Consider the following 22,853-nt stretch of genomic DNA (forward strand, 5'->3'; position numbering starts at 1 on the left):
AGGCTCACCAGTAGAAGAAGACGCTGACGACATGCGCGGTCAGCGCGGCCAGCAGGGCGAAGGTGGCGGGCACATGGACGTAGAGCCAGATTTCCAGCAGCGCCTTCAACTTCAGGTGGCGGCGCAGACGGGCCAGCATGGCCTGCTTGCGCTCCAGCAGGGCGTCGATCCTCTCCAGCGGGTCGTTGCCGGTATCGGGCGTCTCGCCCGTCCAGCGGCGCAACGCAGCCTGCGCCCTCGCCGTGGCGCAGCGGGGATAGCGGCCCGACAGGCGGGCGATCAGGCCGCCGCCGAAGGGATCATCCTCCAGCGACTGGCGCACCAGCGCGGCCTGTTCATGGGTCAATGGCTGCGCGGCATCATGCAGTTGCCGGTCGATGGCGCGCACCGCGTCGAGCATCTGCACCTGCGTCATTTCGGCGCGGTTGTTGCTGAGCGCGGCGGGCAGCGTCGCATAGACGGCGATGCCGAACAGACCCGACAGGATCACCAGCATCATCAGCGCATAGGCGAGGGTATGGACATTCCATCCGAGCTGGAAGCCGGTGTGCAGCGTGGCGATGACGATCAGGCTGAGGCCGAGATAGACATGGGCGGAGGTCCAGGCCTTGAGCGACCAGCGTCCCCGCGTCATCGCCCGCTTGCGCAGGCCGAGCAGGGTCAGCCAAAGGATCAGCAGCACGCCGATCGTGCCCATGGCATAGCCGTACCAGCTCCCGCCATTATGACGCGGCGTGACGTCGACCAGCATGTAGCTGGCGATCGACAGGACGCAGATCAGCGTCGCGATCTTCAGCCAGCGGAAACCGGCGTGACGAAGAAAGCCGTCATGCAGCACTTCACCCTTGGCGCGGCGAATGGGGCTGGCGACTCCGGCAGCCATCAGCGCGCCTCCCCGCCCAGCCGGGCGACCGTCAGGAAATCCTCCGGCGCGACACGGATGGCCGCGCCGGTGGGGCAGGCGCGGACGCAGGCCGGGCCGCCCTCAATGCCGGAGCACATGTCGCATTTGATCGCCTTCTTCGGCTTTTCGACGTTGGGCTCCGCATTTTTGGTGCGCCATTTCTTCGATGGTTCGCCGGGGCCGGGGCCTGCGCCAAAGAACATCCAGTTCAGCAGGCCCGGCTTCCTGGGCGGCACGCTGTCCATGCGGATCACGCCATAGGGGCAGTTGCGCTGGCAATTGCCGCAGCCGATGCAGGTCTCGTCGATGAAGACCTCTCCATCGGGGCCGCGATGGATGGCGTTGGGCGGGCAGTCGGCCATGCAGTGCGGATGCTCGCAATGGCGGCAGCTCGTCGGCACATGCAGATGGGCATAGGTCCGGCCCGCCTCCCGATCGAGGCGGGAGAGGCCGTCGTGACTGTCCGCGCAGGCCTTTTCGCAATTGTCGCAGCCGACGCAGAGATGTTCGTCGATCAGCAGCACGTCCGTCGCTTCGCCGATGCCGTTGTCGACCAGGAACTTCGCCGTTTCCGAATACATGTCGACAACGGTGGAGAAGCTGTCCTTGCGGCTTTCGATGAAGGCGTTGACGTCCTGCCGCGCCGCCATGTCGCGGCGGGCGCGTTCCAGCAGGGCGGGCTTGGCGGCCATCAGCCGGGCGAAGGCGTCGCCATTCAGCCTGATGACCTCCGACTTGACCGTCGCCTTGACCGTGGCCGTGCGCGGCCCGCCCGCGATCAGCGCCATTTCGCCTACATAACTGCCGGCGGGAAGATAGGAGAGGAAGACGTTTTTCCCGCCGATCTTCTTCTCCACGATCATGGAGCCGACCCGGATCACATAGATGTCATTGCCAAGGTCGCCTTCGCTGAGGATCGCTTCCCCCGCCTTCACGGTCCGGATTTCCGCCGTGTCGAGAATGTCGGCAAGATCCGCCGGGGTCAGGCCGGCGCCGAACATCTGGAGCAGTTGCCGTTCGGTCGAGATGCGGGTGATGGCGCGCTTGGCCGGCGGGTTGGAGGACATGAGCTTGAGCGCCGCCGTGCGCGACACCTCCACCATGATCGAGTCCGCGCCCGCCCGCACGGTCGCGCCGCGGCGGCGGCCGGAAATGAGGCCGACTTCTCCGAAGATCGATCCCTGGTCGATGGGTATGTCGACGCCCGGCGCGACCTCCACCAGCGCCTGCCCCCGCGCGATGCCGAAGAGCGAGGAGCCGGGATCGAACTTCTCGAAGATCACATCGTCCCTGCGATAGGCGCGCACTTCGCTGTCCAGCATGAATTCGCGCATCTGGAGCGGAGAAAGGCCCTCCAGGATGGCGACGTTGGCGCGCAGATGCTCCAGCCAGTCCGCGACGCTCTTCTTTTCCGGCAAACCCGCGAATTTGGCGGCGAGTATGGGTTCGTCGGCGGGCTTCAGGTCGCGATTGCCGTTGATATATTCGACGACGTCATAACCCTGGTTCATGCAATGCTTGATCAGCGGATAACCCGCCAGCGCGCCGATCACGAAAATGCCGGGGGCGGTGCTTTCGAATACCGGCGACAATTTCGGGAAGGCCAGGCGGTCGCCGCTGGTGAACTCAATGCCGCAACTCTCCACAAAGGCGCGCGGCGGGGCGGAACCCATGCGGGCGATGATGCGGTCGCATTTCAGCTTCACCTCGCCGTCGCGGCTGTCGAGCGTGATGAAACCGGGTTCGACCTTCGCCGTGGTGGTTTCGGTCATGATGGCAAGGCGTCCTGCTTCGGCGGCGGCCATCAGCGCCTTGACGTTCGCGGCCTTGGCGCTGGCGAACTCGGTCGAGCGGTTGAGGATGGTGACGGCATTGCCCTGCGCCACGTCGGCGGCCAGGCCCAGGGCGTTTTCTATGCCCGCATCGCCCGTGCCGACGACGAAGATATGCTCGTCATTATATTCCCCCGGATCGTCCAGCTGATATTGGACATGGGGCAGGTCGGCGCCGGGCACACGCATCAGATTGGGATTGCCCTGCGTGCCGATGGCCATGACGACCGCATCGGCAATCACATCCCGCCCGTCGCTCAGGGTCAGTCGATAGGGCGGAGCGAGCCGCTGGATTTCCTTCGTTTCGGTCGTGCCGTCGCGCCTGCGCTCGACGATCTTCTGGATGCTGCCGGGGATGGGATCGCCGATGCCGACAATCGCCTTCACCTCCGCATTATAGGCGACATTGACGCCTTGGTCCGCCGCCTGCGCGTTCCAGCGGTCGAGAATCGCTTCGCGCTTGCCGGCTTCGAAATCGCAGTCGGACCGCAGCACGAGCTGGCTGGGCGTCGCCATCACATGCTTGCCCTTCTGATATTTGAAGATGGTGTCGGACAGATGGTCCGTCTTCTCGATCAGCAGGTGCGAAAGCCCCAATGCAGCGGCGCGCGCGGCCGCACTCAGCCCCGCCGGCCCCGATCCGACGATCGCGATACGCACGCGGTCAGTCAATGATTATCCCCCAATATGCCCCTGCGTTCCGGCTGTTACCGGATGCCTGTCCCGGGCGGCACTCTATCATTTCCGCAGCGTCACGCTAGAGAAGATCGCGGGGAACAGCCGGGGAGTGGAAGAATAATGGGTTGGAACTGGAGGCGCGTGGTCCTGATGGGCGCGGTCGGCATCGCCGCCCTATCGATCGGCTATAATCTGACGCACGCGCCGGAGGAGACGAAAGCGCCCGTCCTGCCCTCGCCGCTGACGAACGAAGGGCCGAGCGACCCGGAAGCGGCGATCCGCGCGCTACAGGACCGGGTCGGGGCAAATCCCAACGATGCGGAGGGCTGGCAGAGGCTGGGCTGGGCCTATTTCGAGAGCGGCCGCCATGCCGATGCGGTGCGCGCCTATCGCCATGCGACGAAGCTGGCGCCGGGGAACGCCACCTTCTGGTCCTCGCTTGGCGAAGCGGCAGTGATGGCGAGCGAGCGCGATCCCATGCCGAAGGAGGCGGCCGACGCCTTCGACAAGGCGATCTCGCTCGACCCCAAGGACCCCAGGGCACGTTATTTCCTGGCGGTGCGCAAGGATCTGGCGAAGGATCATGAGGGCGCGATCCGCGACTGGCTGGCCCTGCTGGGCGACACGCCGCCGGGCGCGCCATGGGAAGCCGATCTGCGCCGGACAATAGAGCAGGTGGGAAAGATCAACGGCATCAATGTCGCGGAGCGGCTGGCGGCGGTGAAGCCGACCGCGCCGCATCCTCCCATGGGCGCCGGCATGTCCGTGGCGGCAGCGGCGATACCGGGTCCAAGCCGCGAGCAGATGCAGGCCGCGGCGCAGCTTCCCAAGGGGCAGCAGGATGCGATGGTCGAGGGCATGGTGGCCAGCCTGGAGGCCAGGCTGAAGGCCAATCCGGGCAATGTCGACGGCTGGATCATGCTGATGCGCAGCCGCATGACGCTGGGCGAGACGGGCAAGGCGACGGCGGCCTATGCGCAGGCGCGGTCGGCCAATCCGGCGCAGGCGGGACGGATCAGGGATGAGGCGCGGATATTGGGCGTGCCGGGCGCCTGAAACCCTGGCTCAGCGCAGCAGAGGCGGCCGCCAGCCCTTCATATCCACCTCGTCGCTGACCTTATAGGGAATCCCCCTGGAGTTCAGGAACAGTCGCTCCATTTCCAGGCGGGTGAAGGGCCGCGAGCCGAGGCGTCCGAACACCGCGATCTGCCCGCCCGTTTCATCGACCGCCCGGTCGCGGTCCAGCCCCTTGGACAGCGCCAAAGCCGGCGAAGGTGTCCTTGCCCAGGCAATCAGTTCCGGCTTGGGCGCTGGTGAAAAGCCATAGAAATTCGGCTGGCTGGTCGGACTGGTGAGCTGGATCACCTTGAGCCCGTTCCGGCCGTCCGCGACATAGGCGAACAGCGACGCATTGGTGGTGCCGACGATCACATCCTCCACATCGGTCATCTGCCCGCCGAACGTCTCCTTCGCATAGACGACCGGCCGCAACGGGTTGGTGATGTTGACGATCGCCAGCCCTTCGGACTTGGCCGCGACATAGGCATAGGTGCGCGCCAGATAGATGCGGCGCGCATCGGCCAGCGGCACGGTGGCGGACGGCACCGCCACCGGATCGGTGAGCTTCGTCACGTCGAAGAGCTTCAGGCCCTCCGCATCCGTCACCCACAGATAACGGAACTGGATCGCGCTCGCCCGCGCGTCCTTCATCGGGCGGACGGCGGCGAGGCGGGGATGGAGCGGATCGCTGAGGTCCACCACGACCAATCCGGCGTCGGCGGTGATATAGGCGACCTGCCCCGCCAACTGGATATGCCGCGCTCCGTTGAGCACGCCATCGGGGTTCCAGGTGACGGCCCGCTTCAGGAAATTGTTGCGGAATTCGCCATCGGCCATGGTCTCGATATTGACCATGATCAGCCCCTCGACGCTGTCCGTCACCGCCGCATAGCTGTAGATCGGCAGGAAGGGCTGTTCCTGGTTGATCCGCCGCAGCTCCGGCGTGTTGCGCAGCGGGTTGACCGGCTGGTTGGTGGCCAGCGCCATGCATGTCGCGTGCTTCGACGGCACGCCGCTATTGTGACCCAGCTTCGAGAAGGGCGCGCTCAGGATCGGCTCGGAAAAGCCCTTGTTGGCGATGGAGGCCACGTCATAGACGCGGAACCCGCCCTTTCCTTCGGCCACATACATATATTCGCCGCGCAGTTGCAGGCATCCGACGCGGCCCGCCGTGCCCTTCACGACATTGCGAAACTCCTCCACGGCCTGGGTCTCGCCCGACGCCTTCTTGTCGAAATATTTGCCGCGCACCCAGTTCCTGAGTTCGCGCTTGTTTTGGTCGACATGCAGCTTCCAGTAATCGGGATAGGCATATTTCTGGAGATAGCTGCCGATCACCGCCTGCGGCTCGTCCCATTCGGTGACGCGGATCGCCTCGAACCCACCCTCCAGCCCCATCCAGGCATTCAACCCCACGAAGTTCACGAAATTGGTGCCGAGCAGCAGCAATTGCGACATGATGGCGTTGTTGTCGTCCTTGGCCGACAAATGGCAGTCAGTGCAGGTCTTCGTCTCCGTCCGGCGCACCGTATGCGGGAAATGGGGTGCGAAGGCCTGCGACGAGAAGCCGATGCCGGATATGGGCGGCTGCTGGATATAGATGCGCTCGCGATTGATGTTGGTGGACGACAGGACCAGCGCCGACGTCGAGCGAACCGGGGCGGTTTCATTGCCCTTGGTGGTCATGTGCTTGCCAAGCTGGAACATCTCGTCGCGCGCCACCTGGGGATTGTAAGTGGCGAAGTTGCGCGTCTCCTCCCCGTCATAATGGTGGAGCGACGTCTTCCAGTTCGCCTCGATGGGCAGGTGACAGCCGCCGCAACTGGTGGTCCAGCTCAGATGGCAGGTGAAGCAGGCCATGTTGTCGTCACCATGCGCCCGGTCTTCCTTCGCGACGCCGGGACCGAAGGCGAAGCTGCCATCCTCCGCGCCCGAACGGCTCATCAGCTTGGCGCGGGCGGCCTTGGCGTTGAAGTGCGGATTGGCGGGGTCGACCGAATCCTTCACCAGGCTCACTTCCCACTCCAGTTTCGGATCGACGATCGACCGCTGGATCAGCCGTTGCCGCCCGCTGGCGTCGAAATACCATTCGAAGCGCCGCTTGCCATCCGGATTGCGCAGCAGGGCGAGATTGGTGCCCTTGGGCGGCGCGGCCGGGCCGGAGGTCAGCAACGTCGGATAGGCATCTGCCGTGCCGTGGCAGTCCTTGCATCCGATCTCTATGGCATTGGCCACTTCGCCATAGATGAAGCCGTTGCCGTGGCTGTCCTGCGCGAAATGGCAGTCGGCGCATTGCAGGCCCTTTTCGGCATGAATGTCCATCAGGTGCACGGACTTGCCGGGATTGGTGCCGACGGGGACGAACTTGTCCTCCCCCTTCCGGCGCCATTTTTCCGGATCGTCGGGCGACACGATATTGCCGTCCGCGTCGAGCAGATTGCCCTCCCGGTCGCGCTTGAACACGCCGCGGAAGTTCCAGCCATGGCCGTGATAGTCCGCGAACTGCGTGTCCTTCGCCCTGTCGTTCAGGTCATAGACATTCCGCAGAAATTCGAGGTCCGCCCATTTGCCGCGTGGGGAAGCGCCTTCCGGATTGCGTTCCAGCGTCTGGTGGACCTGCGCCCCGGTGGGATATTTCTGCTTTTCCGGCCACATCAGCGGGGCGTCGGACTCATAGTCCCACATCGTATAGCCCAGATAGCTGTTCAGGAAGATATTGGGCTGGTGCATGTGACAGTTCATGCACTGGGCGGTCGGGATGGCGCGGGTGAAGGCGTGGCGGATCGGATGGCCGCTTTCCTTGACGGCGCCGACAGGGTGTTCGGGGCTGGCCGGATGATCCGGCTTGACGGTCTCGCCATGCGGGCCTTTCAATCCGCCATGGCTCGTCTTGGCCGCGATGGTGGGATCGACCGTGGCGGTCTGCCCGTCCCGGCCATATTGGGCGTAGATCAGGCTGTGGCGCGGCTCGCGGTCGTTGGCGTAGACGACATGGCACCCCGAACAGCCCGAATGGCGATAATCGCCCGGCTGGTCGTTGGTCCCCATGAACCACATATAGGGATCGTTGAGGCGGGTCTTGTGGATGTTGAGCGCCGGAATCGCCACGCGCAAACCCGTTCCGGGGCCGCGATTGGACTGCTTGAGGTCGGGCCGCCCCGGCTCCTCCAGCCGCTGGATCGATCCGGTGGGATTGGGCAGGCCGATTTCGGGAAATTGCGTGCCGATATTGCGCCCGCCGCGTTCGAATACGCGGAATACGTCGCCGGGCGGGATCACCTGCCATGTCGGCAGCGGATAGAGTTCCGCCAGGGCGCCGCGCGCCTTCTGTTCAGCGGTCAGCGTGCCGGGCGGGCTGCCGGGCGAGACGATCTTCGCGGGTTTCCCATCCTTGGTATAGGCCTCGCCGAAGATGTAGTTCTTGAACGGCACGATCCCATTATTATAGGCCGCCCCGCCCCACAGCATCGCGCCCGACGCCATCAGCGAGCGTTCCGCCGCCTCGATGACCTGCATATGGCATGACCCGCAGGCGTCCCGCGCCACCCGATAGTCGCTGGGATTGACGAAGCGCACAAACTCCGGCGCTTCCCGGTTCAGCAACGTGTAAGTCCGCTGCGGATTGGCGGAGGAGGGATAGTGCCAGCTCTTGGGATAGCGCGGCAGCACATGCGCCCTCTCCCGCGCCGCGACATAGACGGGGTCTTCGAAGCCCAATGCGGGATCGCCCCGCACCGCCGCATTGCCGCCATGGCAGTCGGTGCAGCCCAGCATCACCGCAGGGGTCGCGTGCATGGACGGCTCGTCGGTCTTGCTGTGGCAGCTATAGCAGCCGTCCGATTTCGCCGCGACCTGCTCGGCGGTCTGGCTCATCGGCGCTGGCGGCGCGGGGGCATAGTGGCGCTCGACCGGCTTTTCGGCGTCGGAAGCGTAGAGGATAGCCACGGGAAGGAGCAACGCCGCAAGCACCACCACCACCGTCATTCCCGCGAAGGCGGGAATGACAGAGGGGAAAAAGGCCAACGCATCAGTAACTCAAGATCAAATTGGCGAGCACGGAATAATAGTTCCGGTTGCGCTCGCTATTGGTGAAGAGGTCGCGAAATCCAGCGCCCGGCAACAGGGTCGCGCCCGACAGGCGGAAGACGATGTTCTGCGTCGCCCTGGGTCGCCAGATCGCCGCCGTCGACAGGTCCCAGCCAATGGCCGTGGGAATGCTGCCCTCGTTGCGCAGCGCCCGAAGCGTGGCCGTGTTCTGAAACCAGAGGTGATTGGCGTTGGTCGACAGCCGCAGTTCCGGCATCAGGTCGAAATCGGCCCCCGCGCCCAGCAGCATCGTGCCGGGATTGTTGAAGTTCGACTGCCCCTGTTCCTTCGAGGAACGCAGGGAGTTCAATATGCCGTTGCGTCCGTTGATCCCGATCACGCGCCCACCGCCGGCAAAGGGAATGGACTGCCTGATCCAATAGCTGGTGTCCGCGCCGGCAAAGACGGGATTCTCGAAAATCGCATCGAACCCGTTTTCGCGATTGTCATGGGGATCGCCGTCGCCGCTGGCATAGAGGCCGGAAATGCGGAACCGCATCCAGTCCTTGTCGACGCTCGCTTCGGCGGCGGCGAAAAAGGCCCTGATCTGCGCGGGCCGCGAAGTGAAGATGCTGTTCCGATCCTCCCCCAGCGCGCCGTAAAGCGACGCCGTCAGATTCAGCCGTCCGATCCGCCCGTCGGCATTATAGCCGAGATAGACGACATCATATTCCCGCCCGCGCAGGTCGCCCAGCAGCGCCGGACGCACCGGAAAGCCGTTGTCGTCGATCTCTATGTCCCGCTTCTCGCGGTTCATGTTGTAGACGGCGGTGATCTGGCTGGTGAGGCCGGGGATCAGGAAATCCTGCCGGTAGAGATTGGCAAGGAATATCCAGTCCCTGCGCGGCGACTGCACGACCGAATTGAGGCCGCTATTGGTGTCCTTTTCCAATCGCCAGAAAGCCGCCAGATTGAACTGGAAGCGGTTATTGTCGCGATTGCCGAACAGCCGGATGCCCAATTGCTGATCATTGAACAGAAAGCCGCGGAAATCCGACTGGAAGGGCTGGATACCGACGCGCAGCGAGCGGAAGTCATAGCGGTCCGACGTGTTGGCGAGGTGATAGTCGACAAAGGCTTCCTGCACGCCCAGAAAATGGTCGGTGCGGCGCGACGGCCGGGAGGGTTGCACGAACAGCACGCGGCGTTCGGGCACGTTCACATGATTGACGTTTAACGCCAGCGTCAGGCGATATTCGATCTCCGGCGGCTTGAAGGCGGTCGCGCCCTTGATGAGCGCCACGCCGCCGATGAAGGTCTGGCTGAACACATAGCTCGCATCCTTGCCGAAGACATCGATGCTGCCCGGCCGCTCCGTCGTCTGCACGCCCACCGGAATCGGGAAGGTCCGTGGTTCCAGCACGGTATCGCTCACCGCATTGGCGACGAAGAACCAGTCGTCGCCCTTGATCGGCAGCCACTTGGCCTTTTCCCGGTCGATCGGCCGGTCGCCCTTCAGCATATTCTGGTTATAGGGATCGAACCAGCGTTCCTTCACCACCCCCAGGCTTTCGATCAGGCGCCAGCGATCCGGGATCGGCACCTGATCGGTCGGAAAGGCCTCCGGCGGCGGCGCTCGAACCGCACCCTTATTGTCCTGCGTCACGGCTTGGGGCAGCGGCGCTTCATAGCCGGGGCGGCGGCGGCCCTCTATGGATTGACGGTCGGCATCCAAAAGCTCCTGCCAGTTTTCCGGCGGAGGGGGCGGCATAGGCTCGCCGGGCTGGGCCAGCGCGAACAGGGGCAGGAGCGAGACAAGGCCCATCCCCTACAGCCCCGTGCAGACATTTTGCGATGCGCTGTCCAGGAACGGCGCGAAGGGACAGCCCACATAGCGCAGCCGCACCGTCGCATTGCCCAGGTCCACCACGATCCGGTCGGCGCGGATCGCGGCGGGCGCATTGCCGACGCCGCCCATGCGCAGGCCGGCATTGTGCAGGCCAAGGAAGCTGATCATGTCATCCTGATCGATGCCGTCGCCCGACACGCCGATGCCGCCGACCAGCACATTGCCGCGATAGATGGGCACGGAACCGGGAAAGATCTGGATGCCGTTCTGCACCCGGTTCCGGTCGGAGACGGTCGGCACGGCCGAGCAGCGCTGCGGCGCGTCCGTCGCGCTGGCCCCCGTCACGAAGGCGAGATGGGCGGCGAGATCGCCCACCACCAGCGCCGATTGCAAGCCGGTGGAGAAGGGGTTGAACTGCGCTATGGGACGCGAAAAGGGCCCGTTGGGCCGCCCAACCTCGCCATCGGGAAAATAGGGACGGGAAAGATTGCCATTGGCGCGATCGGTGAAGGCATATCGCCCGGTCAACGCGGACGGATCGTTAAGGAAGGTCCGCGCCTTCCCCACGAAGGCCGCCACATCGGCGCTGCTGCTGCCCAGCAGGTCCGCCGCCGCGTGGGAACCGGAGAAGAAGGCCGCCGTCCGGGCCTTTTGCAGGCTGACGTCGGTGCCGAATATCGGCGCGTCGGGCGACCGGACGATGCCCAGCGCCTGCCCGCGCGTATCGACCAGGCTGATCGTCACCTGCGCCCGGCTGTCCAGCGGCTGGCGGATCTGCGCCCGCGCCCGGCTCATGACGGTGAAGGCTTCTTCGAGGATCGCGGTCACTTCCGCCGTCGTGAGCGGCTGCGCCACATCGCCCGCGTCGGTTCCGGCGCGGATGGGGAAGCGGTCATTGCCCGACCCGTCGGTCAGGACGAAGGCGTCGGTCTTGGGAAATTCGGCGGACCGGGCCCGCCGGACGCCCGACGCCTCTGTACCATAAGCGACACCCGCCAGGATCATCGGCGCGGGATCGCCATAATAGCCGCGCACCGCGACCAGCGCGCCTTCGCTTCCGTTGATCGCGGCGAAGCTCACCGCACCCGTCGCGATCAGCCCGGAATAGGCCGCATCGGAATAGCGCAGCGAGGTGCCGTCCACCGTGATGCGATCAGCGCGGACAGTCTCGGGCGCCTCGAACCCCAGGGTCCCCGCCAGCGCGATATATTCTTCCGGATCATTGTCGTCGTCCAGCACATTGCCGTCGGAACCATAGACGCCGTCCGCCATGACGCCGATGCCGCCGACCACCACGCCATTCTTGTAAAGCGGGAAGCCCCCCGGATCGGCCGCCAGCCCCAAGGGCGACCGCTTCGGCCCGATCATCGCCTGCGCGCCCGAGGAGACGAAGCGCGCCGAAAGGTCGGAACAGGGCAATTGGCTGAACTGCACGCCGAACAGCGGCCCGCTTTCCAGCCCGGCCGTGGTCGGCGCGGGCGGAAAATGCTGCTGCACGATCATGCTCGCCGTGCGGGTCGAAAAGGCGTTGCCGCCGCTCGACAGATAGGCGCCGGTGATCGCCTTGGCGATGGCGCCGGCCTCTGCGGGAACGGTCAGGTTCTGCGCGTCGATATTGTCGCCATTGGGTGCGGCGCTGGTGGTGGCGCCTGCCCGCGCGCCGGTCATGCGGAAGACCGCGAGCACATTGCCCACCCGGTCGGTCACGGCGATCACGGCGGGCAGGTTGCGCGCCTTTGCCTCCGCCACGGCATGCGCCACCACGGTTTCGACATCCGCGACCGTCAGCGATTCCTGCGCGGGCGTCCCATAGAGGCTGGCCGGCGTTGGCGTCGGGGTGGGCGCTGGCGTCGGCGTGCCGCTGCTGTCGCCGCCTCCCCCGCCGCAGGAGGAGAGGATCAACGCTGCGCTCGCGGCGAGTGCGCTCAGCCGATGATGCTGCGCCCTCATTGCAGCGCCCCGATGCTGCGCGCCGCGCTGCCCAGTGCGGCGCGGAAATCGCCGGGGCGATAGCCGTTCGGTTCCCTGACGGCTGCATAGGCGCGGTTGACGTCGGCCCGGATGCCCGCCGCCGCGCCGATGGTGACGCGCCCGGATTTCACCAGACCGTTGAGCAGCGTGTCGACCGCCATCACCGCCTGCACCGACCCTTCATAATCGGTGAAGCGCGGCGAAATGGCGCTGCCCGCAATCTCGCGCACGATGGCGAAGGCCATGTCGCCCTGCATCCCGCCAGCCGCAAAGGCATCCGCCAGCGCTCGCGCGCTGCCCGCCAGTCTGCCCGCCGCCGCGACCGCCCCGGCCCGATCACGCGCAATCGCAGCATGGAAGGCGCGGCTGTCCGCATCGAAGCGCCCGGCCAGTCCCGGCGCGGCCACACGCGCCGCCGCGGACAGCAGGATCATGTTCTCGTCATTGAAGGGCGGCATGCCCGCTGGAATGGGCCGGCCCGGATTGGCTTCCCAGGTCTTGCTGCGCTCCGCCTGGTCGTAGATGCGGCGATGGCAGCTCTGGCAATCGAAGAAATAGAATTCGGGGAAGGCCCCCTCCGTCCCCTTTTCCCCGGCATAGAGGGTCAGCGCCCGTTCCACCGCCATCGCCTGCCCCACGGCCCAGAGCTTCAGGCTGTCTGTCCGCCCCTTGCGCTGCGCATAGTCGCCATCCTCGTCATGATGCGCCTGCATGGAGGAGAAGAGGTCGAGTTCGAAGGAGATGCGCGGATGACCCGCCGCCATGATGCGGTGCGTGACGAACTGACCGTCCCGCGCGCTGCCGAAATGGCAATCGAGGCAGACCGATGCCCGTGCCTGCGGCCGGTCGAGCGGCGTCATGCCCGCCGCGACATTGGCGGCATGGCTCGCGCCCACGGCATAGTGGGAGGCGATCCAGCCGCTCGCCGGGCCATGGCAGGCCTCGCAGCCGACGCCATCCTGCGTCAGGAAACGCGCGCCGCGCGCCGCCGCCGGGGTGGAATGGCAGCCAAGACAGGCCGGCGCGGAGGCGGCGTCGCCCAGCCCCAATGTCGCCGCGATCTGCTGGCCGCGCGTGCCGTTCAGCACGGCATGGGCGCGGCTGTGGGCGCCGCCCGGCGTCGACGGCTCCTGCCACCGCATCAGTTCGTCCTGACGCACGACCTTGCCGTCGCCCTCCATCCGGCCATGGCAGGTGGACCCCGCGCAGGAGGCTACGCCGGTATAGGCGCGCGCCGCCGGCGCGGCATCCGCCACGCCCCATTCGCCACCGGGCAGGCCGGACAGCAGCAGCCATCCCAGCAGCATGACGCCCAGCGCCATGCCGCCCAAGGACCTGCCTATCACCCTGCGCTTACCGCCCCCCATTCGTCACGCCCCCGTGCCGGCTGATTCGGACGCTTTCCCCTGCGTCCGCCGTGCATTTCTCTCTACGGGTTCAACCCGTTGTTTCAATCCCGTTTTACCTTTGTCCGCCGATCATCGCGCGCCGCCTTCCGCGCAGTCCGGTTCATCCGGTCCGCCGCAGGAGCGTTCCCACAGATCCTCATTGCCAGCGCCCGTCACCGGCTCGTCGATCAGCGGCGGATAGCCCTGCGCCACGATGTCGCGCAATTCGATGAGGGAGAGGGTGAAGATGCGGCTGACCGACACCGAAGGATCGAGCACGCCGTTCCATGTATCCCGGCTGTCGAAGCCGGTGCCGGTACAGGCGGCGGGATTGCCGATGAGACAGCCGTTGACCTTCGAACCCAGGGCGTAGGAACCATTGACGGCGACCAGCGGAACCGTCTCCAGCCCCTGCGCGAAACCGCCCATGGGCAGGGCAAGCCGCCCGTTGATGGCGATCTGCAACGCGGAGCCGCCCGAGCCGATCAGCAGCGCATAGGCCGTGAAGCCGCGCCGGTCCGGGATCGTGCTGGAGAGGCCGCTATTCTGGATGAAGAAGGTCTGGCTCGCATTCGCCAGGATCGTCCCTGCGCGCAGGATGCCCGTATCGTTCACCAGCCCATCATTCTGCGCCAGCCGCAATTCCCTGGCGATGAGCGAGCCTGTCGAAGCGACATCCACCATGGCCGACAGGGACGCGGCGATGATGTTCGGGCCGTCCAGTGTCAAAACGCCGCCCAATCCGCCATTGCCGTCGCTGATGTCGATGGAGCCGGGACCGGCAACGATGTCCAACATCTGCCCCGCCGACAGGACCAGCCCGCCCTGCCCCGAGCGTCCGGTCAGCCGTACCGCCCCCTCGACGCGCAGATGCCCGCCGGCGCCGATCGTCAGCAGGCCGCCACCCGGCAGATTGGCGGTGCCAAGGGTCAGATCCCGCACGACGATGTCGGGCGATCCCGCAACGCCCCGCGCGGGCGCGCCGATGGCGATGTCCGCCGCCGCTACCCGCGCCAATTCCGCCGCCGACAGGCTGTAGGTTCCGGCGACGTCGCTGCCGCCGACATAAGCGGGCTGTTGCAGGTTCACCGCGTTGAAGACGATGCGGCTCGTTCCGCTCAGGCTGCCGATCCGCGCTGCCCCGCCAAGGACGATGTCGCCGGACGCCATCGTGATCGTCCGTGCGCCGACGGAAGCTGTCAGGCTCAGCAACCCTCCCGCGTTAAACAGGATGCCGCCCGTTTGCGACGTCACATTGCCGAAACTCGCCACGCCCGAGGCGGTGGCCGTCAGCGATCCCGCGGCGTCAAGCGCGGTCGCATCGATCGATCCGCCGGTGAGCGTCATATTGCCCCCCGCACTCGCATCGACAATGGAAAGAGCGCCGCCAGCGTTCAACAGCAACGCGCCTGCCGATGCCGTGGCCTGCGCTACGGTCATGTTGCCGGTCGCGCCGAGACTCACCACGCCTCCGCTGGCCGTTATCGCTCCAGCCGATGCGATGTCGCCCACCATCAGGCTGCCGGCGCCCGCGTTCAGCAGGCTCTGGCCGCCCGCGCTTAGGCTGGCGGCGTCGATCCCCTGCCCGGACAGGGCCAGACTGCTGCCTGATGCTGCGTTGCCGATGGTCAGGCGATTGGCGGCGGCCATGACGATCGCGCCTGAGGCACGGGCATCCGTCACGTTCAGGTCGGTTGAGGATTGCAGCAACAGGTCGCCATTGCGCGCCGTCAGGCCGCTGCTGACGATGGCGCCCGCGGCGATGTCGATCGCGCCCGCCGCCACTGCGCCGCCAAGCTGCGCAAGGCCTAACGGCCCCGGCGCGCGCACCTGGAGGAGTCCTGCAATATCGGCATTGCCCAGCAGCAGGCTGGAATTGACGATCAGATCGCCGCTCATCAGCGCATTGCCGATGCGGACCGGAGCGCCGGACGCCGCCAATCGCTGGGTATCGGCGGACAGCGCCCCGATGTCGATATTGGCGGCGGACAGGGTGCCGGTGCCCGCGCCAATGTCCAGCCGGCCGGAGACGGCGAAGTCGCCCCCGATCGCAATGCCGCCCGTCCCCAACAGATTGCCGGCGGAATCGACCTGATCGAGCAATGTGCCTGACGCCAGATCACCCAGCACTATGTCGCCCGCCCCGCCCAGGCCGATGGCTGCCGTGCCGCCCGCCCTGGCGGCAGCGCCCGTGCCGTTGACGCTGCCCTGCGCGAACAGCCGCAGGTCGCCGCCCGCCGTCAGGGCGCTGCCGCTGGCAAGGCCGATATTGCCCCCCGTGGCGAGGATCGTCAGACCTGCCACCGCGCGCAGGCTGCCCGCCGTTAGCAGGGTGACATCGCCGGGAGTCGTGAACAGGATGCTGTTCGCAAACAGGCTGTCACCGCCCAGTGGCCGCGCGGCATGGCTCAGGTCGATGCGCGTGCCCGAAGTTCCGGTGAGGGCGCCGGTCGCGGCCAGCCCCCCCGACCCTGTGAAGGCGAAGGAAAGCGGTCCATCGCTCGTGAAGCCGGCATTCCCACTCACCTGCACGGCATTGCTCGCCGCAAAGGAGATCCCGGAAAATCCGGCGACCGGAACACCGAGGCTGGCAAGCGCGAGCGATCCGTTGACGCGCAGCCCACCGTTGGCGGCGGTGCTGCTGTCGGTGAAGCGGACCAGCCCGCTCATGTCGCCGTTCGCGCTCATGAACAATGCGTCGATCAGCCGCTGCGCGCCCGGTGACAGCAGGCCGCCATCGCCATTGGCAAGACTGGCGGTGCCGCCGCTGCCCGGGCCCGCCGCGCCCCCGGCCGATGCGCCCGCCGGCCCGGCGCCGCCGATTCCGCCAGGCCCGCCCAATCCATCCGCGCGCAGGGTGAGGCCGCCCATCACATAATCGCCATTACCCGCGTCGAACGCCGCAAGGCCGCCCGTGCCGTTCCCGCCGCTACCACCCAGGCCGCCGGTGAGGCCCGCATTGCTGCCCGCGCTGCCATCTGCTCCGTTGCCACCCAGGCCGACCGCCGTGATGCTGTAGGCCGGCATCTGGGGCAAAGCGCTGCCAGCCGCCATGCGCGCATCCGCAATATGCAAGGTGGCAGAGCCAGCGAACCCATTGCCGCCCGCACCGCCATTGCCGCCAACCGGCCCGGCCGTACCGATGGCTCCATCGCCACCCGTGGCATTGCCGCTGATACGCAGCGCGAGACCCGTTATCGCCGCCGCTCCAGCATTGAGATCGAGCAGCGCCGTGCCGCCGGTCGCGTCGCCGCCATCCGCCCCGGCAAGGCCTGCGCCGCTGCGCACGCCGCTCTGGCCGCCCGCCCCGCCTAGCGCCTCGGCCAGCACGCCGATGTCGCCGGCATCCAGCAGGGTGGACGATCCGGTCAGGCCGAACGTCGCGCTACCGCCAAAGGCATCGCCGCCGCGCCCGCCGCTGCCGTCATGGCCCGTGCCGCCAGCACCGCCCAGGCCGGCGGCGGTGACGCGCAGCGCGCCGCTCACCGTCGTCGTGCCGAACGCCAGATCGAGCGTCGCAACGCCGCCCGTCCCCGTACCGCCGGCGCCGCCGGTCCCCCCGCCGCCGCCCATGCTGCCGATGCCGTCGGCGCTGACGGTCAGGCTGGCGAAAAGCGGATCGACGTCGACCAGCATGGCGGCGACGCCGCCCGTTCCCCGGCCGCCGGCTCCGCCCGCCGCGACGCCATAGAAAAATGTCGGATTGCCGTTATTGTCGAAACTGAAGAAGCCGCTATTGCCGGCCCCCCCACCCTGCCCGTCGGCCTTCACCGTGACCGTGCCGATCGCATGGCCTTCGTTCAGATAGGAGAAGCGCGCGGTGCCGCCCAAGCCATCGCCCGCTGCCGCGCCCGGCCCGTCGCTGCCGTTATTGCCGCCCGCCCCGCCAAGGCCCTCCGCCGAGATCAGAAGCGAAGGCGCGGTCAGCATGCCGCCTGCCAGCGTGACATCCGCGACGCCGCCCGTTCCACTGCCGCCGGAACCGGCGGCATAATTGCCGGGACCGTCGGAGCCCGTCTCCGCTCCATCGCCGCCCTGGCCCGATGCGCGGACGACGGCCGCGCCGCTGATCGTGACCTGCCCGCCGCTCCCGGCGGTCATCAGCAGACCCGCAGTACCGCCCGTGCCGGTTCCGCCATCCGCCCCGTCGGCCTGAAAGACCGGATAGCCCAGACCGCCCGTGCCGCTGGCATCGATGCCGAGCGTCGCCAGTTCCAGCGTGCCGCCCCGCGATTCGAGCAGTGCATGGCCGCCCAGGCCGGCACCGGCAATGGCTGCCGCTGACGACGGGCCGTTCGCGCCGTCCGCTTCGCCGCCGGTGCCGTGAGCGGCCAGCGTCAGCGTGCCGATGGCCGCCGCGCCGCCGGAGATCAGGAAGCCGGCCGAGCCGCCCTGCCCGCTGCCCGCAAGGAACGCGGTAGTGCCCCCGCCTTCGCAGCTAAGGCAGTTCTCGCCCGCCGCGCCGCCGAAGCCGCTCGCCTGCGCATCCAGGAGATCGGCGGTCAGGCTGCCGCCCGATATGTTGATGTTGACCGTTCCGCCCGTGCCGTTGCCGGCATCGCCGCCATTGAAGGACATGCCGTCGCTGGAGGGCGCCGAGGCACCCTCCGCCGACAGGAACAGACTGCCGAAGCTGAGGTCGCCGGTACCGGCAAGACCGAGGCGGCTTTCCACGAGGATGCTGCCGCCCAGCCCATCGCCCCCGCGACCGGCAACGCCGTCGGACGCCGCGCCGCCGCCCACGCCTTGGGCTTGCAGCGTCAGTTCGCCAGGCACCGAGAAATCGGCATCGCTGGCATGGAGCAGGATGGAACCGCCCGTTCCGTTCGATCCGTCGGCGCCCGCCGCGCCCCAGCCATCGGCCGAGACGCGGCAAAAATAGCTGGCGCAGTCGCTGAGCGAAAAACTGCCGCGCTGCCCGCCGGAAGCACTGGCGAACAGGGTCACGCCGCCGCCGGTGCCGCTCCCCGCCACGCCCGGCGCATCGCCTGCAAAGCCTCCGGCGCTGGCATAAAGCCCCGCCGCACCGAAGCTGCCGCCCGCCGCGCCGATGCTGATGGTCCCGCCAAAGGCGTCGGCCGTTCGGGGCGTCAGGAAGGTCGATCCCGGAAAAGCGGGGAAGCTGGACGCATTGGCGGTGGCGAAGAGGTCCTCCGCAATCGCGAAGCTGCCCCCGTCATGCGCGGAGATGTTGATCCGCCCGGCCCGCAGCGTGCCGCCAGACGCGCCGCCGCCAGAGGCCCGCGCATCCGCATAGAGCGAAACGGATGTCAGGATATTGAGGTTGCCCGTGCCGCCGACGTCGATGTCGATCCCGGTGGTGCCGGGGATGGCCGCGCCATAGCTGCCGCCCTCCGTCGCATAGCCCGGCGCGGTGCTGGTGTCGGCGTTCAGGCTGGTCCATTCATGCGTGCCGCTGGAAATGGCGACACGGATGTCGCCGCCGGTCGCGTTGCCCGCCGCGCCCGTGCTGGCGATGCCGCCAGTCGCCTGCGCCCTGGCGCTGACGGTCCCGAGGTCAAGGCCGCCTGTTATGAAGCTGCCGGACGTGCCGTTGAACGCAACGCTGCCGCCCATGGCGCTGCCGCCATCGACCGGCGGCACCGAAACCTGGAAAGCCGTGCCCGCGGAGGCGTCAAGCGCCGTGCTGCCGAAGCGCAGGCTCCCTCCCTCGGTGCCGGAGGGCCCGGCGGCGGTCAGCGCAGAGAGGGTGATCGCCCCGCCCGTGGCATTGCCCGACCTGTCGCTGCCATAGCCCGCATAGCCCACGGCATTGGCGATCAGGCTGGCCGCCGCGATCGATCCGCCCATGGCGATCAGGTTGATCGTCCCGCCAATCGCGTCCCCGCCGATCAGGGGCGGCGCGCTGACGCCCGCCCCGCCATCGCCGCTGGCGTTCAGCATCAGATTGCCGGTGACGTCGATCTGTCCGTTGGTCAGGGCCGCGCCGCTGCCGCCGAAGGCGAGCAGGTCGATGCGACCGCCCGTAGCGCCGCTTCCGGCGGTGAGGATCATGTCCCTGTCCGCGGCGATCGCGCCGGACTGATCGGCCCGCAGGGTGATGCCGCGTTCGGCGGACAGCGCGACATTTCCCAGGAAATGCGTTGTCGCGGCGGGACGTATGACGATGTCACCGGTCGCCGTGCCGGTCAGGTCGTTCTGCCAGTCGCCCGATCCGATGCTGAAACCCGCCTCCACCGTCGCCGTGGCGTTGCGCGTGGCGATGAGGTTCCCGTCAGCGTCATGGGCGATGTCGGAACCCGCCGAGAGCACAAGGGCACTCCCGTCCGGGGTGACCGCCGTCGCTGGCGTGTAGCCGACATTGCCCGACAGCAGCATGGTGAGTGCGTTGTTCTTCGGCACCGCGACCATGAAGATGCGCTGCGGGTCGGTGCTGCCCGCCGATTCAGGGCCGTTCGTCGTGCCGCTGTGCACCACGCCATTGGCGTCCGTGGTGCCGGCCGTGATGGCGATGTCGAACAGGCCGTTGTTGATCCGGATGTCGGCCGCTTCGGCCCCGACATAGGCCGTCGATCCGTTGACCGTGACCGTGCCGCCCTGCACCACGCGCGGCGCGACCAGAGCGACATAGCTGCCGGCCGAAAGCGCGTTGATCTGCGCGCCCGGAAGCAGTTCGACGGACGATGTGCTGCCCGCCGGGCCTGCGAAGCGGATATTGTTCCTGTCGAGGCCGTTGCTGATGTCGATGGCGTTGGCGGTCAGCACCAGCGATCCGACGTTGAAGACGCTGTTCGCGCCCGCGATGATGCCGCCGGGCGAATAGAACCACACCGCTCCGCCGGTGCTTGGCGGGCTGCCGCTGACCTGGCTCTGCACCGTGCCGTTGAACGCGATCGCCCGCGATACGGGCAGTCCGTTGCCGTCCAGCGGAAGGATGCGATTCAGCACCGTGAAGTCGCTGAACGAGCTGAACGTGACCGTGTTGCCCTGGGGCAGGAAGTCGATCGTGCCGGCATTGGCCGGCCCGCGATCGTCGGGCGTCCAGTCGATCACCGCCTGGGTCGAGTTCAGCGAGACGCTGTCCGTGCTCGGCGGGATATAGGCGTCGCCCGAAACTATGGATGGCGTGCCCTGAAACGCCTTCTGGCCAATGGCGGCGCCGGCCCCGAGCCCGACCGCCAGCGCCACGGCGCTTGTGCGGCCCAGCAGGGTCCAGAGCGAGAATGTGCCATGCTTCCTGGTCATCAACGCCTCCACGGCAAGATTTGCGTGGTCAGGGAAAGGAGCAGCCGCGTGTCGCCCCTTTCGGTCTGGAAACCAGCCTTGCGCAGGGGGGTCGCCAGTGTCAGGTCGAGCCGGGCATGATTGTCCCACGTGGCGCGCAGGCCGCCGCCCGCCGAATAGAGCTTCTGCGGGTCGAGCCCGGCGAAATTGGCGCTGTGATGCCACATCCAGGCCGCGTCGAAGAAGATGAAGGGCTGGAACGCGATGGCGCCCGGCGCCCGCGGCGTGATCCGTCCGTAACGCAGCTCCGCCCCTATGCCGACGCCGCTGTCGCCGGTGATGATGCCGGGATCGTAGCCGCGTCCGACAGTGTAGTTGCCCGCGCTCATCTGCTCGTAGGAAAGGAGCACGTCCGGGCTATATTGCGCCCTTGGCGACAGGGTGAAGGTCAGCTTCGGGGTCGGCCGATATTCCGCCTGGACACTCGCCCGCAGCACGAATGCGGAAGGATCGCCGTCCAACTGGCTGATCGGCGTCCTTGGGAAAGCGCAGTTGACGAGAGCCGCGCCGCACGCATCGCTCGCGCCCAGCCCTTTCAGGCCCTGGCGCGCCTCCACCATGCCGCCCAGCCGCCATTTCGGCTCTATTCCCGAATAGCCGAGGGTGCTGACGATGCTGTCGGGATCGATCAGCTCGCCTTCCAGCCGCAGGAACAGCACGCGCAGCCGGTCGCGCGACAGCGGCACCTTGGGCTTGGCGGTGCCGAAGCGCAGGTCCTGGTTGACGATGTCCAGCCCGCCCGTCGCCAGCAGCGTATGCACCTGCCGCCGCGCCAGCGGATAGGCGAGCGCCGCCGTCGCGATCATCGTTTCGGACGATAGCGGTATGCCGTCGATCCCCGGCTTGCTCCAGGCATAGGTGAGGTCGCCCGACAGGCGCAGCCCGTCGTTGCCCAGCGCCATGCTGTGGCCGACCTGAAGCACCGTCTGCTCGCTCGGCTGGGCGGTGTTGAAGATGCTGAACAGCGTGCTGTCGCCCAGGCCGGTCATGTCGTTGAACCGCACGCGCGCCAGCCCGCCGAAGCGGCCGACCGCGTTGCTGCCGTAATTCTGGATGTTGACGTCCAGTTCGACGCGCTGGCGCACCACCTGCACCTCGCCCACCACTTCGCCGGGCGCCGTTCCCGCCGGGCGCAGCGCCAGCCGCACGTCATAGCCCGGCAGGTCGCGCGCCAGCAGCAGATGCCGTTCCGCATCGCGCACGTTGAACACCGGCTGGCCCTTCAGCGCCTCCATATGCGCGGCGATCAGCCTTTCGCCATTGCCGGCGTCGCCCCGCACCTCGATCGCCACCAGCCGCGCCATGAAGATGTCGAAGCGGACCGTGCCGCCCTTCTCGATACGCTGGGGCGGAACCTGGACAGCCGCCAGATAGCCCATTTGCCGCAGCATGGTCGCGGCCCGGTCGCGCACTTCGCACAGGGTGGCGATGGGCACCTCGCGCCCCGCATATTCGCGCCAGCTATCCTCCAGCGCCGCCGGATCGACGACACGCAGCCCTTCGAAACGCACATCGGCAAAATCGACCGCCACGCCGGCGTAGCGCGGATCGGCCAGCGGACAGGGTGCGCGCTCGACGCCGCCCACGACCGTGAGGCGGCTGCCCTGCGCGGACGCCTCCCCTGTCAGTTGCCCGCGCGTCAATTCCTCGCGCGTCGGTGCGCGCGGCGCGACCTGCGCCGTCGCCGCCATGGGCAGCAGCATCGCCAGCGCCATGGCCGCCGAACCTCCCAAAGCGGAAGCCCGCATGTGCCCCTTCTTCCCCATAGACGTCCCCAAAGCGTCAAAGGCAGCCCTTTCCCTCATGGCTGCCCCACCCCTGTCTTCAGGCGCAGGCTTTTTGCCCGTCACCCCTTTCCCGCGACCAGAGCGTTTCCCAGGCAGGCGAAACCTGCTGACCCG

At 67.3% G+C, this 22,853-nt stretch carries 9 protein-coding genes; 1 reads left to right on the plus strand and 8 read right to left on the minus strand.

Annotated features, from left to right (window positions below; genetic code table 11):
* Positions 1-4: 4 nt before the first annotated feature.
* Together TZ53_RS06590 and TZ53_RS06595 are read right to left on the minus strand one after the other, a co-directional pair.
* Positions 5-883 carry a hypothetical protein gene (locus TZ53_RS06590; protein ID WP_044660778.1) on the minus strand — a complete coding sequence of 293 codons (879 nt, stop codon included), beginning with the start codon at positions 881-883 and terminating at the stop codon, positions 5-7.
* Positions 883-3,396 (minus strand): cyclic nucleotide-binding domain-containing protein, encoded by a 2,514-nt coding sequence (locus TZ53_RS06595; protein WP_044660779.1) that lies wholly within the window; start codon positions 3,394-3,396, stop codon positions 883-885. Before TZ53_RS06595 ends, TZ53_RS06590 begins: the two co-directional genes overlap by 1 nt.
* A 168-nt stretch (positions 3,397-3,564) precedes the next feature.
* Between TZ53_RS06595 and TZ53_RS06600 the strand changes: the two genes are divergently transcribed.
* Complete coding sequence (locus tag TZ53_RS06600) at positions 3,565-4,470, plus strand: TPR domain-containing protein (RefSeq protein WP_044662910.1); 906 nt, start codon at positions 3,565-3,567, stop codon at positions 4,468-4,470.
* 9 nt (positions 4,471-4,479) lie between these two features.
* Here TZ53_RS06600 and TZ53_RS27910 read toward each other — a convergent pair whose 3' ends face one another.
* From TZ53_RS27910 to TZ53_RS06630, 6 genes are all read right to left on the minus strand, one after another.
* Complete coding sequence (locus TZ53_RS27910; RefSeq protein WP_443216145.1) at positions 4,480-6,417, minus strand: LVIVD repeat-containing protein; 1,938 nt, start codon at positions 6,415-6,417, stop codon at positions 4,480-4,482.
* Between the two features lie 2,083 nt (positions 6,418-8,500).
* Positions 8,501-10,324 (minus strand): hypothetical protein, encoded by a 1,824-nt coding sequence (locus TZ53_RS06610; protein WP_044660780.1) that lies wholly within the window; start codon positions 10,322-10,324, stop codon positions 8,501-8,503.
* Between the two features lie 3 nt (positions 10,325-10,327).
* Positions 10,328-12,298, minus strand: coding sequence for a heme-binding protein (locus tag TZ53_RS06615; RefSeq protein ID WP_044660781.1), 1,971 nt, complete (start codon positions 12,296-12,298; stop codon positions 10,328-10,330).
* The gene (locus TZ53_RS06620) at positions 12,295-13,686 is read right to left on the minus strand and encodes a multiheme c-type cytochrome (RefSeq protein ID WP_044660782.1); all 1,392 of its coding nucleotides are present in this window, start codon (positions 13,684-13,686) and stop codon (positions 12,295-12,297) included. The genes TZ53_RS06615 and TZ53_RS06620 overlap by 4 nt, the downstream gene beginning before the upstream one ends.
* Before the next feature lie 111 nt (positions 13,687-13,797).
* Positions 13,798-20,913, minus strand: coding sequence for a hypothetical protein (locus TZ53_RS06625; protein WP_044660783.1), 7,116 nt, complete (start codon positions 20,911-20,913; stop codon positions 13,798-13,800).
* A complete protein-coding gene (locus tag TZ53_RS06630) occupies positions 20,913-22,700 on the minus strand; it encodes a ShlB/FhaC/HecB family hemolysin secretion/activation protein (RefSeq protein ID WP_238320135.1) in 1,788 nt (595 codons plus the stop codon). Before TZ53_RS06630 ends, TZ53_RS06625 begins: the two co-directional genes overlap by 1 nt.
* Positions 22,701-22,853 lie beyond the last annotated feature (153 nt).

Source organism: Sphingobium sp. YBL2 (assembly GCF_000943805.1).
Taxonomy (GTDB): Bacteria; Pseudomonadota; Alphaproteobacteria; order Sphingomonadales; family Sphingomonadaceae; genus Sphingobium; species Sphingobium fuliginis.

Bases quoted from the DNA above. Each gene is read 5' to 3' on its own strand.
- TZ53_RS06600 (WP_044662910.1), top strand. From the start codon at position 3,565: ATGGGCGCGGTCGGCATCGCCGCCCTATCGATCGGCTATAATCTGACG.
- TZ53_RS06590 (WP_044660778.1), bottom strand. From the start codon at position 883: ATGGCTGCCGGAGTCGCCAGCCCCATTCGCCGCGCCAAGGGTGAAGTG.
- TZ53_RS06625 (WP_044660783.1), bottom strand. From the start codon at position 20,913: ATGACCAGGAAGCATGGCACATTCTCGCTCTGGACCCTGCTGGGCCGC.
- TZ53_RS06610 (WP_044660780.1), bottom strand. From the start codon at position 10,324: ATGGGCCTTGTCTCGCTCCTGCCCCTGTTCGCGCTGGCCCAGCCCGGC.
- TZ53_RS06615 (WP_044660781.1), bottom strand. From the start codon at position 12,298: ATGAGGGCGCAGCATCATCGGCTGAGCGCACTCGCCGCGAGCGCAGCG.
- TZ53_RS06630 (WP_238320135.1), bottom strand. From the start codon at position 22,700: ATGCGGGCTTCCGCTTTGGGAGGTTCGGCGGCCATGGCGCTGGCGATG.
- TZ53_RS06620 (WP_044660782.1), bottom strand. From the start codon at position 13,686: ATGGGGGGCGGTAAGCGCAGGGTGATAGGCAGGTCCTTGGGCGGCATG.
- TZ53_RS27910 (WP_443216145.1), bottom strand. From the start codon at position 6,417: ATGAGCCGTTCGGGCGCGGAGGATGGCAGCTTCGCCTTCGGTCCCGGC.